The sequence below is a fragment of the Streptomyces sp. NPDC002328 genome (assembly GCF_042890065.1).
Taxonomy (GTDB): domain Bacteria; phylum Actinomycetota; class Actinomycetes; order Streptomycetales; family Streptomycetaceae; genus Streptomyces.
In genome coordinates, this window is the sequence record NZ_JBIARQ010000001.1 from 189,283 (window position 1) to 201,959 (window position 12,677).

A 12,677-nucleotide genomic window follows, 5' to 3' on the forward strand; every position below is an offset into this window, starting at 1 on the left:
ACGGCAGGTGATCAGCGTCGTCGCGCTGCCGGAGGTCTCTTCCACCCCGGGCCCCGGCACGCCGAAGCGCGTGGGACCACACGGGCCGACGCCCCGGGATCTGGCCAGATCCGTATTGACGGGTACGCCGCAGCAGACAGGGAGTACTCCCCTCCGATGTGAAAGACAGTACCCCAATCACCAAGGATTGGTAAAGGGCTTGGCAAAAGAAATGCCAAGTTCGCAGGTCAGAGTGGCTTTACGGGGCTTTACAGATGCTTGGCGGAGCCCTGAGCCGACGTCACCGGGGCCCGGAACGGCGGGCCTGGGCGACCTGCGCGAGCACGGTGTCGAGCACCCGGCTGCCGGCCGGCACGAGCGCCGGCTCGTACGTCCAGGCATGCCCGACCCAGGGGTCGGCGAGGTGGTCGTCGGGCACCGGGGTCAGCCGCATCAGCCCGCGCCACAGCGGGTCCAGCAACGGTCCGTAACCGGCGGCGTCCTCGCGGTCGGCCACCATCATCAGGTGGACGCCGACCACCGGGCCCTCGTCGGCGAGGTAGCGCAGCTGGTTCACGGCCCGGTCGTCGAAGCCGTGCGGGAAGTCGTTGACCACCAGGAGCTGCTGGGACGTGTCGAAGCCGGGCGGGAGCGAGTCGGCGGCGCCGCCGCGCACCGCCATCTGCACCAGGTCGACGCGCTGGGTGAGACGGGCCAGCGCGTCCGCCACACCGGCCGCGCCGACGGCTGGCGGGCCGGCGAGCACACCGGCCCGCACCAGCGGCGCCAGGGCCTGCGCGCCCGACCCCGCCGGGTCGACGACGTGCACGGTGAACTCGTCCGCGGGATGCACCGCCAGCAGCCGGGCCGTGTGCGCCACGGCCGACTCCAGGGCGAGGCGGCGCAGCTCGTGGGAGTCGAGGAACGAGCCGTCGGCCGACCCCGACCGCCCGCTGTCGATCCACAGGCCCCGCTCCAGCGGGAGGCGGATCAGCATCGGTATGCGCAGCCGGTCGCTCTCGGGCAGGTGGAGGTCGCCCAGGCGCAGGGCCATGGGCATCTCCATGGGGACGCGGTAGCCGTGCCAGGCCGGGTTGTCCCAGCGGGCGTACGCCGGCGGCAGCGCCGGTTCCACCACGTCGGCCTCGGCGGCGAGCTGGGCGAGGTCGCGGTCCAGGACCTGGCGGGCCTGGTCGACGAGCCGGCTGTGCTTGGCGCGAGCCGACTCCCGGGCGGCGTCGCCCTGGCCGCCGATCCGGCTGCGCGGGTCGGACAGGACCTCGTCGAGTTCCTTCTCCATGCGGGTGTCGGCGAAGTCGACGGCGCTGCGGAACGCCGCCGTCGTACGGGCCAGGTCCTCGAACATGCCCCAGACCTGGTTGTAGAGCCGCTCCTCCATCGACCAGCCGGTCGCGTCGCCCGCGACGGGCTGGGCGGGCCGGCCGGGCTGGGCCGGGGGCGCGGTGGGCGGGGGCGGCGGGGCGGTGTTCTGCCGGCGCGGGTGGCTGTAGTCGACCGGGCCGCCCGCGGCGGGCGGCTGCGGAGTCGTGGGCGAGGCCGCCGACGGATCCGCCGGTGCGGCGGCCGTGGGGTAGCCGACCGGGGGCTCGGCGGGGCCCTGCGGGGTCTGCGCGCCGTGCGGGCCCGGACCGCTCTGGGGCCCGCCGTACGGGCCGGCGTGGCCCTGGGGGTTCTGCCCGCCGTAGGGGGAGCCGCTCTGGTCCGGGCCGAGGGCGCTCGTGGCCGTCTGCCGGGAGCGGCCGCCGTCGGTCGTGACCGGCGGCGGGGCCGGCACCGAGCGGGCCATGCCCTGCGCCACGGCCTCGTTGATGTCGGCGGCGAGCTGGTGGGCCTGCGGCAGGCCCTGGTCTGTGAGGAGTTCGGCGAGGCCGCCCGCGTAGCCCTGGCCGATGGCGCGCACCTTCCAGACGCCCTGTCGCCGGTACAGCTCCAGGGCGACGACGGCCGACTCGGCGCCCAGGCCGGTGAGGGTGTAGCTGGCGACCTCGGTGCCGTCGAGGCCGGTGACCGCGACGAAGGGGGCGGCGACGGAGCCGAAGCTCGAGGGCCCGCCGACGCCCGTGGGCAGGGCGAGCAGCACGCCGACCCGGTGCACGGCCTCCGCGACGGCGTCCAGGTCGACGGCGAGGCGGTGCTCGGCGGCGGCCTGCCGGGAGACCTCGACGCCGGGCAGCGTGGGCGAGCCCGGATGGGCCACCCACTCCACGCCGTGCACCCTGCCGCTCTCGTCGCCGAGCGTGGCCCCCGCCACGATCGGCGCGCCGGCCGAGACCCTGATCTCGAGGCGGACCTCGGAGAGCGGGTGGTTCTGGCCCCGTACCAGCTCGGCCGTCATCGCCTGTCGTCCCCCTGCGTCGCGTCGGTCGCGTCGGTCGTGTCTTGTGTTGTCGAGTGCCGCTCGGCCTGCGCCCTACAGCGCCGGCAGGATCGAGGGCATCAGGTCCTGGAAGGTGCGGCCGTTGGCCGGTGTGCCGAGGGCCGTCATGTTCCAGCCCGTGCCCACCCGGTGGACCTTCGCCATGATCTGGGCGGTGTAGGCGCCGCCGCCCGCGAGCGTGTAACGCGCGAGCTCCTGGCCGTTGGTCTCGTCGACCAGACGGCAGAACGCGTTCTGCACCTCCTGGAACGTCTGGCCGGTGAAGGAGTTCACCGTGAAGATGATCTGGTCGATGTGGACCGGCACCCGGGACAGGTCGACGAGGATCGCCTCGTCGTCGCCGCCCTGGCCGACCCCGCCGACGAGGTTGTCACCGGTGTGCCGGACGGAGCCGTCGTCGCTCACCAGGTGGCGGAAGAAGACGACGTCGACCGGCTGCTTGTCCGCGAAGAGCACGGCGGAGGCATCGAGGTCGATCTCCCGGGTGCGGGAGCCGAACAGGCCGCGCCGGGGGGCAGCCTGCCAGCCGAGACCCATGCGCACCGCGGTCAGGCTGCCGCCGTCGTTCTTCTGCAGACTGATGGCCTGACCCTTGGTCATGTTGACGGTCACGCGCTGATTCCCCTCTCGACTGTCCCCTGTTGCCGCGGAACCCGCGGTTGACGAAAACCCTACGCAAGGGCACTGACAGTGCCGTACCCAGGTCCGCACTTTGTGTCGTTCTTGCAACACAGTGCGTACGGCGCCGGGCCCGGCCTGGTCCCTCAGGCCAGGCCGGCCTCCTTCATCTGACGCAGTTCCTTCTTCATCTCGGAGACCTCGTCGCGCAGCCGGGCAGCGACCTCGAAGTGGAGATCCGCGGCGGCGGCCCGCATCCGCTCGGTCATCTCCTCGATCTGCTCGGCGAGTTCGGCGGCGGGGCGGTCCGTCGGGACCGTCTCCTTGGCCTTCCCCTTCGCGGACTTGGCCGGTTTCGCCGCCTTGGCGGCCTTGTCGCCGAGGGAGGGCACCGGCGCCTTGGTGCCCCGGCCGTCCTTCTTCGCGCGGTAGCCCGAGCCGAGCAGCTGCTCGGTGTCGACCTCCTCGCGGGCGATCTGCGCCACGATGTCGTTGATCTTCTTGCGGAGCGGCTGCGGGTCGATGCCGTTCGCCTTGTTGTAGGCGATCTGCTTCTCCCGGCGGCGGTTGGTCTCCTCGATCGCCCGCTCCATGCCCGGGGTGATCTTGTCGGCGTACATGTGGACCTGGCCCGAGACGTTGCGCGCCGCGCGGCCGATGGTCTGGATCAGGGAGGTGCCCGAGCGCAGGAAGCCCTCCTTGTCTGCGTCGAGGATGGCCACCAGGGACACCTCGGGCAGGTCGAGGCCCTCGCGCAGCAGGTTGATGCCGACGAGGACGTCGAACTCGCCGGCGCGCAGCTCGCGCAGCAGCTCGATCCGGCGCAGCGTGTCGACGTCGCTGTGCAGGTAGCGCACCTGGATGCCGAGTTCCAGGAAGTAGTCCGTGAGGTCCTCGGCCATCTTCTTGGTGAGCGTGGTGACCAGGACGCGTTCATCCTTCTCCACGCGCGTGCGGATCTCGTGCACCAGGTCGTCGATCTGGCCCTCGGTGGGCTTGACGACGACCTCGGGGTCGACGAGGCCGGTGGGGCGGATGATCTGCTCGACCACGCCGTCCCCGCGCGAGAGCTCGTACTTGCCGGGCGTCGCCGACAGGTAGACGGTCTGCCCGATGCGCCCCTGGAACTCCTCCCACTTCAGGGGGCGGTTGTCGAGCGCGGAGGGCAGCCGGAAGCCGTGGTCGACGAGCGTGCGCTTGCGGGAGGCGTCGCCCTCGTACATGGCGCCGATCTGCGGGACCGTGACGTGGGACTCGTCGATGACGAGGAGGAAGTCGTCGGGGAAGTAGTCGAGCAGGGTGTTCGGCGGCGAGCCGGGCGAGCGGCCGTCGAAGTGCATCGAGTAGTTCTCCACGCCGGAGCAGCTGCCGATCTGGCGGAGCATCTCGATGTCGTACGTGGTGCGCATGCGCAGGCGCTGGGCCTCCAGGAGCTTGCCCTGCTTCTCCAACTCGGCCAGGCGCTCGCCCAGTTCCTTCTCGATGTCGTTGACGGCCCGCTCCAGGCGCTCGGGGCCGGCGACGTAGTGGGAGGCCGGGAAGACGTACAGCTGGTCGTCGTCGCTGATGATCTCGCCGGTGAGCGGGTGGAGCGTGGACAGCGCCTCGATCTCGTCGCCGAACATCTCGATGCGGACGGCGAGTTCCTCGTAGACCGGGAAAATCTCGATGGTGTCGCCGCGCACCCGGAAGGTGCCGCGGGAGAACGCCAGGTCGTTGCGCGTGTACTGGATGTCCACGAAGCGGCGCAGCAGTTCGTCCCGGTCGATCTCCTCGCCGACCTTCAGCGGGACCATGCGGTCGACGTACTCCTGCGGCGTGCCGAGGCCGTAGATGCAGGAGACCGAGGCGACCACGACGACGTCGCGGCGGGTGAGCAGCGAGTTGGTCGCGGAGTGCCGCAGTCGCTCGACCTCCTCGTTGATCGAGGAGTCCTTCTCGATGTAGGTGTCCGACTGCGGGACGTACGCCTCGGGCTGGTAGTAGTCGTAGTACGAGACGAAGTATTCGACCGCGTTGTTCGGCAGCAGTTCGCGGAACTCGTTGGCCAGCTGGGCGGCCAGCGTCTTGTTCGGCGCCATCACGAGCGTGGGGCGCTGGAGCTGCTCGATCATCCACGCGGTGGTGGCGGACTTGCCGGTGCCGGTCGCGCCCAGCAGGACGACGTCCTTCTCACCGGCCTCGACGCGCTTGGCCAGCTCGGCGATGGCCGCCGGCTGGTCGCCGTTGGGCTGGTACGGGCTGACGACCTCGAAGGGCGCCACCGTGCGTTCGATCTGGGAAACGGGCCGCATGCCATCCACCGTACGACCCGCCACTGACAACGGGGTCCGATCAGCGGTTCTGCGGGGTCCGCGACGGGTGGGCGGCGACCTTGCGACGGGTGCGCAGCGGAGCCCGGCGGGCGGTGTGCGGGGGGTGGGCGGGGACGCCGGGCCGGGGCTGGGCGGGCGTCCAGTCGGGCTTGCCCATGACCATCAGCGGGTCGAACATCACGACGACGCCCGCGAGGCAGAGGAAGGCGAGGGGGCCGATCAGCATCGGCGCGAGCAGGCCGGCCGGGGAGTCGCCCTGGGAGGGCGCGCCGGTGGCGTGCAGGTGGACGCTGAGGGCGGCCATGCCCGTGTAGTGCATGCCGGTGACGGCCAGCCCCATGACGAGGCTCGCGCCGACGCTCCAGAGGAAGCCCCTGACCTGTCCGGCGGCCCACAGGGCGGCGGTGGCGGCGGCCATGGCTATGGCGACGGAGACGGCCACGGTGAGGGTGTTGTACTCGAACCTGCCGTTGAACCGCATCCCGGCCATGCCCAGGTAGTGCATCGACGCGATGCCGAGGCCGGTGATGGTGCCGCCGGTGAACAGCGCGGTGCCGGTCGCGCCCCGGTAGCCGACGATGAAGATCCCGACTCCCACCATGACGATCGCGACGCCCAGGCTGGCGTAGGTGATCGGCTTGTCGTAGTGGATCGGGGCGCCCGAGACCCAGAAGCCGATCATGGCGATGAAGTGCATGGTCCAGATGCCGGAGCCGATCGCCGCCGCGCCCAGGGCGAGCCAGCCGGGGCGCCAGGAGTGGGCGACGAGCAGGGCTCTGGTGGTGCACCGCAGGCCGAGGGCACCGCCGAGGCAGGCCATGAGGTAGGCCACCAGCGGTGTGACGAGTCCGTAGCTGAATCCGTCGACCGTGCCGTGCATGCGCGGTTGCCCTTCCGCCCTGTTGCTGGACTTCCTGAAGCGCGCCCCTTCCCAGTCCGCGCGAGCGGCCAGGGTTGACGCAGAAAGTATGACCCCCACCGGAATGGTCGAACGATTTTCCGGCAAAGAAACACGTCCTTGCCCCACATGTGCGGCCCTGGTGAGCGGGTCGGGGCACCGTCTTCCCTTCTGTGGGAATCTTGCACCGCCGCCCGCCGATGACTCTCCGCTGCCAGAGTTGAGCAGAACGTGATACCCCGACGCGAGGAGTCCGCATGCACGCGCGCGCAGTCGTCCCGACCACCGCGCTCCTGGGCGCCGTCGCCCTTCTGCTCCCTGTCGTCGACGCCCGGGCCGGCGTCGACGTCCGTCCCTCGCTGATCGCCCACCGGGGCGCGTCGGCCCAGGCGCCGGAGAACACCCTCGCCGCGGTCGACGCGGCGGCCGGTATGGGCGTCTCGTGGGTGGAGAACGACGTCCAGCGCACCCTGGACGGCGAACTCGTCGTCCTCCACGACGAGAGCCTGAGCCGGACCACCGACGTCGAGGAGGTCTTCCCGGAGCGCGCTCCCTGGAAGGTGAAGGACTTCACCGCGGCGGAGATCGCGCGGCTCGACGCGGGCAGCTGGTTCGGTCCGGCTTACGTCGGCACGCGCGTGCCGACGCTGACGGAGTACGTCCGCCGTGTCGAGGGCAACCACCAGAAGCTGCTGCTGGAGATCAAGAACCCGGGGCTGTATCCGGGGATCGAGCGGCAGACCCTCAAGGTGCTCGGCAACGAGGGGTGGCTGGACCGGCGGCACATTCAAGGCCGGCTGATCGTGCAGAGCTTCAGCGCCGACAGTCTCCGCGCCGTCCACGACCTGGATCCGGCGGTGACGACCGGGCTGCTCGGCAAGCCGGCGGTGGCGGACCTGCCCGACTGCGCGCGCTTCGCCGACCTGATCAATCCCTCGTACGCGTCCCTGTCGGCGGGCTACGTCTCCGCCGTGCACGAGACGACCGGGCCGCACGGCAGGCCGTTGAGGATCTTCGTCTGGACCGTCGACGACGACGCGGTCGCCCGCAGCGTGGCCGGCTACGGCGTCGACGGCGTGATCACGAACAGGCCCGACGTGGTGCGGCGGGCGTTGGCCCGGCCCTGAGGTCCGGCCACCGGCGGGGTGGCTCCGGCGGATGCCGAGGGGCGTTGTCAGTGGCTGGTCGTACGGTGGGCGCATGGACAGCCATGGGCAGATCGAGCAGCAGGTCGTGTGGGCCGTCGTCGGTACCGACATCGGTCCGCTGCTGCTGGCCGCGACCGGTGAGGGCCTGGTCAACGTCGTGTTCCACGCCACCGACGCGGTGCGGGACAAGTCGCTCGGTCGGCTCGCGGACCGGCTCGGCGTCGAGCCGGTCGAGTCGCCCGGCTCCCCTTTGCTGGCCGAGGCGATACATCAGGTCGAGGCCTATTTCGCGGGTGCGCGCAAGGACTTCGCGCTGCCTCTGGACTGGTCGCTGATCTCCGGCTTCAACCGGCAGGTGCTGCGCGAACTCGCCTCCGGCGTGCCGTACGGAAGCGTCGTGGGCTACGGCGACCTGGCGAGACGGGTGGGGCAGCCGGGGGCCGCGCAGGCGGTGGGGACGGCGATGGGCGCCAATCCCCTTCCCGTGGTCGTGCCCTGTCACCGGGTCGTGGAGAGCGACGGCGGGATCGGCGGGTTCGGGGGCGGCCTGGAGGCCAAGCGGAAGCTGCTCGCGCTGGAAGGGGTGCTGCCCGAGCCGCTGTTCTGAGGCGGTGCCGCGGCGGTGCTGCGGCCGGAAGGGGGCCTGGGCCGGAGGGAAGGCAAGGGGGACACTGCGCCAGTGACCACTCATGACACGCACGCGTATCCGCTCGGCCGGGGACGGGCGCGGTCCGGTGACCGCTGTCGCCGTGCCGGGTGGACGTCGTGACCTCTGTGGAACGCGCCTGCGCCCCGGCCGCCGTCACCGCCGAGCTGCTGCCCGCCCTGCGCCGCCGTACGACCGCGGTCCTGATCGCCGGCCAGATCCTCGGCGGGCTGGGCGTCGCCACGGGCATCGCGCTGTCCGCCGTACTGGCCCAGGAGGTCGGCGGCACCGAGGCGCTGTCGGGGCTCGCGGCCACGGCGACCGTCGCCGGCACGGCCGTGCTGTCGGTGCCGCTGGCCGCGCTGATGACCGCGCGCGGCCGCCGTCCGGGGCTGGTGCTGGCCTACGTCGTGGGCGCGCTGGGCGGCGGTCTCGTCGTGGTGGCGGCACGGCTCGGGAGCTTCCCTCTGCTGCTGTGCGGGATGGCCCTGTTCGGGGCGGCCTCGTCGGCGAACCTCCAGGCCCGGTACGCGGCGGCCGACCTGGCCGAACCGGACCGGCGGGCCCGGGCCATCTCGTCCGTCGTGTGGGCGACGACCGTCGGCGCGGTCCTGGGACCGAACATCGCCGCGCCCGCCGGCCGCAGCGTCTCCGGGCTCGGGATACCCGAGGCGGCGGGACCGTTCCTGTGGGCGGCCGGGATCTTCCTCATAGCGGCGGTCGTCATCAGCGTCCTGCTGCGCCCCGACCCCCTGCTGACGGCACGCGCGCTCGCACCGGAGGAGGAGCGGTCCCCCGCGGCCCGTTCCCTGCGCGCGGGGGCCGCCGCGGTGGCCGCCTCGCCCCGCGCGCGGCTCGCCCTCGTGACGGTGGCCGTGTCCCACACGGCGATGGTGTCGGTCATGTCGATGACCCCGGTCGCCCTCGCGCACCACGGCGCGGGCATCGATCTGATCGGGCTGGTCATCAGTGTGCACATCGCGGGCATGTACGCGTTCTCCCCGCTGATGGGGCGGCTGGCGGACCGGGTGGGGCGGCTGTCCGTCACGGGGCTCGCGGCGGGGCTGCTGGCGTGTGCGCTGTTCCTGTCCGGCACGGCGGGCGGCAGCCACGGGCAGACCGCCGCCGGGCTCTTCGTGCTCGGCCTGGGCTGGTCGGCGGGGCTGGTCGCCGGGTCGTCGCTGCTCACCGACGCCGTGCCGCAGCCCGCGCGGGCCGCCGCCCAGGGGCTGTCCGACCTCGTCATGAACGCCTCGGCGGGCGTCGGCGGAGCGGTCGCCGGGCTCGTGGTCGCGCAGGCGAGCTACGCCTGGCTGAACCTCGTGGCGGCCTGTCTGCTCGTCCCGTTGGCCGGGCTGGCGCTGTTCACCCGGGGCCGGGTTCGTCAGTCGTCGTAGTGCCGGGCCTCGATCACGTTGCCGTCGGGGTCGGGGAAGTAGAAGCTGCGGACGGCCTCGCCGCGGGCGCCGAAGGAGCCGTGCGCGACGTCCGACGCCGGGACGGAGTGGTCCGCGAGGCGCTTCAGGAGCGCGTCGAAGGCGGCCCGCGGCAGGGCGAGGCAGACGTGGTTCACGGGGTGCCCGGCGGCTTCGGCGGCTCCGGGGAGCATGGTCATGCGGTCGGCCACGGTGAGCGGCATGAGGTCGAGCAGCGTCTCTTCGTTGACGCGTACGGACGGGAACGGGGCGTCGCCCGAGGCGAACTCGGTCACGCGGACCGGCTCCAGGCCGACGGTCCGCTCGTACCAGCCGGCCGTGGCGATCGGGTCACGCGCCCACAGGACGAGGTGGTCGAGACGTGTCGTGTTGTCGGTCATGCGTCCCAGGCTGGTGTCGTCCCCCACAGGTCGCAAGGGTTTGACCGGGCGCGCCGCCCGCCAGAGATGAGGCAGGACCGATCGACAGGAGGCGGGCTCTTGGTGCTGGTGGTGTCGGAAGAGGTGCGGGAGGCGGTCGACGCGCGTCGTCCCGTGGTGGCCCTGGAGTCCACGATCATCGCCCATGGGCTGCCGCGCCCGCGCAACCTCCAGGTGGCGCTGGAGCTGGAGGCGGTGGTGCGGGCGGAGGGCGCCGTGCCGGCGACGATCGCCGTGCTGGACGGGCATCCGCATGTCGGCCTGGACAAGGAGCAGTTGGAGCGGGTCGCCAACGAGGACGGCATCCGCAAGCTGGGCCATCGTGATCTGCCGCTCGCGGTGGCCTCCGGGGCGAGCGGCGCGACGACCGTCTCGGCGACCGCCCTGCTGGCGGCGCTGGCGGGGGTGCGGGTGTTCGCGACGGGCGGGCTCGGCGGGGTGCACCGGGAGTGGACGGTGACCCAGGACGAGTCGGCCGACCTGGGGCTGCTGGCGCGGACGCGGATCACGGTCGTGTGCGCGGGGGTGAAGTCGATCCTGGACGTGCCGGCGACCCTTCAGCGCCTGGAGACGCTGGGCGTCGCCGTGGCCGGGTACGGCACGGACCGCTTCCCCGGCTTCTATCTGTCCGACTCGGGGCATCCGGTGGACTGGAGGCTGGACGACCCGCGGCAGGTGGCGGAGGTGATGCGGGCGCAGGACGCGGTGGGCGGGCCCGAGTCGGCGCTGATCGTCGCGAACCCGGTGCCCGAGGCGGAGCAGCTGGATCCGGGCCTGCACGCGCGTGTGCTCGCCGACGCGCTGCACGCGTGCGAGGCGGAGGGCGTCACCGGCCAGGGCGTCACGCCGTTCCTGCTCGACTACCTGGTCCGGCACACCGACGGGGCTTCCCTGAGCGCCAACCTGGCGGCGGTGCGCGGGAACGTACGGCTGGCGGGGCGGATCGCGTCGGCGTGGGCGGGGACGTGACCGCAGGGCCGGGCGGGGCGGCGGGCGGGGACGGGCGCGGGGCGTTGCTGGTCGTCGGGGACGTCGTGACGGACGTCGTCGCACGGCATCGCGGGCCGCTGGCCTCGGGCACCGACACGGCCTCCGTGATCCGGACTCTGCCGGGCGGGGCGGGCGCCAACGTGGCGTGCTGGGCGGCGCACCGGGGGTGTGCGGACGTGCGGCTGCTCGGGCGGGTGGGAGCGGACGGGGCGGCCTGGCACGAGCGGGAGCTGATCGCCGGCGGGGTGCGGCCCCGGCTCGTGGTCGACCCCGAGGCGTCGACAGGGACGGTGATCTGCCTCGTCGACACGGGCGCGGGGGGCGAGCGGACGTTCCTCACCGACAGCGGCGCATCCCTGCGGCTGGAGCCGGACGACTGGTCGGACGCGCTGCTCGACGGTGTCGGCCGGCTGCATCTGTCGGGGTACCTGTTGTTCTCCGCGTCGGGTCGTGCGCTGGTGCGCACGGCGCTGGCGTCGGCACGCGCGCGTGGGGTTCCGGTGAGCCTGGATCCGGCGTCGGCGGGGTTCCTGGTGCGGTTGGGCGTGGAGCGATTCCTGACGCTCGTCCAGGGCGTGGACGTGCTGCTGCCGAGCCGGGACGAGGCGTGTCTGCTGACGGGCCTGTCCGACGGGGCGGACGCGACGGCCCGGCTGAGCCGTCAGTTCCCGCTCGTCGTGGCCAAGCAGGGCGTGCACGGTGCGGTGGTGGCCCAGGGCGGCGTCGTGATCGCCCGTGTCCCCGCCTTCCCGGCGACGCCGTGCGACACCACGGGCGCGGGCGACGCCTTCACGGGCGCTTTCCTCGCCGCCCTGCTGACCGGGGCAGCCCCCGGGGACGCGGCGGTCGAAGGATGCGCGGCGGGGGCCCGGGCGGTGGAACGGGTGGGCGGCAGACCGCCCGTGCGCGAAGACCGCACCGCGCCGGCGGTCCACCCGGCCCGCACCCCCTGAGCCCGCCCGTCCCTCCCGGGGGCTTGCCGCTCGTGATCGATCCGCCTAGGCCTTCCGCCCCCATGTGGAGATCATCGGCGCCGTGGCGAGGTCCATGTCGCCGGTGGCGACGTTCGTCAGGTGGCGGTCGATCTCCTCCTCGGTGGCCAGGCCGGCGGTGACGAGGTCGGCGCGGATCTGACGGATCGTCGCGGACTCCAGGGCCGCGCAGTCGGGCGAGGCGACCGGGAAGTAGGCGTCGGCCTCGACCCGGCGCAGTCCGGCCTCGCGGAGGAGGCGGGGCAGCTTGCGGCCGTAGGCGAGGTCGGCGCCCCGGTCGGTGAGGAGCGTGCGGAAACCGTTCCGCAACCGGTTGGCGAGCTGCTGCTCCGGGCCGTGCTCGTCGGGGCAGAGCAGGGGTTGCAGAGCGGGGTCGGCGTCCTCCAACAGGAGCCGTCCGCCGGGGCGCAGCGCCCTGATCATCGACCGCAACGCCCGCTCCCGCTCGGGCACATGGACCAGGACGAGCCGGGCGTGCACCAGGTCGAAGCCCTCCCCCGGCGGTTCCTCGGCGCCGACGTCGTGGACGCGCACCTCGACCGGCGGGCGGGCGGCGGAGGCCAGTTGAGAGGTGTCGATGTCGGTGGCGACGACCTTCCCGGTCGGGCCGACCTTCTTGGCAAGCCAGGACACCACGGAGGTGGCACCCGCGCCGACCTCCCAGCAGCGCCAGCCGGGTCCGACGCCGAGCCCTTCGAGGTGCCGGAACGTCGTGGGGTCGAAGAGCGTAGCGAAGGCCTCGAAGCGTTCACCCGCCTCGGTGCGTCGGTTGTCGAGGAGATACCCGTCGGATCGCGTCATGCGGCGATCATCCCAGTCGTCCGGGTTGTCCGCGACG

At 72.7% G+C, this 12,677-nt stretch carries 11 protein-coding genes; 5 read left to right on the forward strand and 6 right to left on the reverse strand.

All coding sequences use genetic code 11. From position 1 onward, the window contains the following. Positions 1-280: 280 nt before the first annotated feature. From ACFYX4_RS00895 to ACFYX4_RS00910, 4 genes are all read right to left on the reverse strand, one after another. A complete protein-coding gene (locus ACFYX4_RS00895) occupies positions 281-2,335 on the reverse strand; it encodes a TerD family protein (protein ID WP_389323623.1) in 2,055 nt (684 codons plus the stop codon). A 75-nt stretch (positions 2,336-2,410) separates the two neighbouring features. Then, positions 2,411-2,989: a TerD family protein gene (locus ACFYX4_RS00900; RefSeq protein WP_389323626.1), complete on the reverse strand. Its 579-nt coding sequence runs from the start codon at positions 2,987-2,989 to the stop codon at positions 2,411-2,413. A 152-nt stretch (positions 2,990-3,141) separates the two neighbouring features. Next, complete coding sequence (gene uvrB / locus ACFYX4_RS00905) at positions 3,142-5,289, reverse strand: excinuclease ABC subunit UvrB (protein WP_389323629.1); 2,148 nt, start codon at positions 5,287-5,289, stop codon at positions 3,142-3,144. A 40-nt stretch (positions 5,290-5,329) separates the two neighbouring features. Further along, positions 5,330-6,190 carry an MHYT domain-containing protein gene (locus ACFYX4_RS00910; protein WP_389323632.1) on the reverse strand — a complete coding sequence of 287 codons (861 nt, stop codon included), beginning with the start codon at positions 6,188-6,190 and terminating at the stop codon, positions 5,330-5,332. Between the two features lie 275 nt (positions 6,191-6,465). Between ACFYX4_RS00910 and ACFYX4_RS00915 the strand changes: the two genes are divergently transcribed. The 3 genes from ACFYX4_RS00915 (at position 6,466) to ACFYX4_RS00925 (ending at position 9,399) form a co-directional block, all read left to right on the forward strand. Then, positions 6,466-7,335 carry a glycerophosphodiester phosphodiesterase gene (locus ACFYX4_RS00915; protein ID WP_389323635.1) on the forward strand — a complete coding sequence of 290 codons (870 nt, stop codon included), beginning with the start codon at positions 6,466-6,468 and terminating at the stop codon, positions 7,333-7,335. Positions 7,336-7,408: 73 nt separating this feature from the next. After that, positions 7,409-7,963, forward strand: a complete 555-nt coding sequence (locus ACFYX4_RS00920; protein ID WP_389323637.1) for a methylated-DNA--[protein]-cysteine S-methyltransferase — start codon at positions 7,409-7,411, stop codon at positions 7,961-7,963. 158 nt (positions 7,964-8,121) lie between these two features. After that, positions 8,122-9,399 carry an MFS transporter gene (locus ACFYX4_RS00925; protein ID WP_389323640.1) on the forward strand — a complete coding sequence of 426 codons (1,278 nt, stop codon included), beginning with the start codon at positions 8,122-8,124 and terminating at the stop codon, positions 9,397-9,399. On the opposite strand, the gene ACFYX4_RS00930 is transcribed toward ACFYX4_RS00925, so the two are convergent. After that, positions 9,387-9,818 (reverse strand): VOC family protein, encoded by a 432-nt coding sequence (locus ACFYX4_RS00930; RefSeq protein WP_389323643.1) that lies wholly within the window; start codon positions 9,816-9,818, stop codon positions 9,387-9,389. The genes ACFYX4_RS00925 and ACFYX4_RS00930 overlap by 13 nt on opposite strands. Positions 9,819-9,917: 99 nt before the next feature. Here ACFYX4_RS00930 and ACFYX4_RS00935 point away from each other — a divergent pair, with 99 nt between their 5' ends. Together ACFYX4_RS00935 and ACFYX4_RS00940 are read left to right on the forward strand one after the other, a co-directional pair. After that, complete coding sequence (locus ACFYX4_RS00935) at positions 9,918-10,826, forward strand: pseudouridine-5'-phosphate glycosidase (protein ID WP_389323646.1); 909 nt, start codon at positions 9,918-9,920, stop codon at positions 10,824-10,826. Continuing rightward, positions 10,823-11,800 (forward strand): carbohydrate kinase family protein, encoded by a 978-nt coding sequence (locus ACFYX4_RS00940; RefSeq protein ID WP_389323649.1) that lies wholly within the window; start codon positions 10,823-10,825, stop codon positions 11,798-11,800. The genes ACFYX4_RS00935 and ACFYX4_RS00940 overlap by 4 nt, the downstream gene beginning before the upstream one ends. Before the next feature lie 45 nt (positions 11,801-11,845). Here the strand turns inward: ACFYX4_RS00940 and ACFYX4_RS00945 are convergent, their stop codons facing one another. After that, a complete protein-coding gene (locus tag ACFYX4_RS00945) occupies positions 11,846-12,640 on the reverse strand; it encodes a methyltransferase domain-containing protein (protein WP_389323652.1) in 795 nt (264 codons plus the stop codon). Between the last annotated feature and the right edge of the window lie 37 nt (positions 12,641-12,677).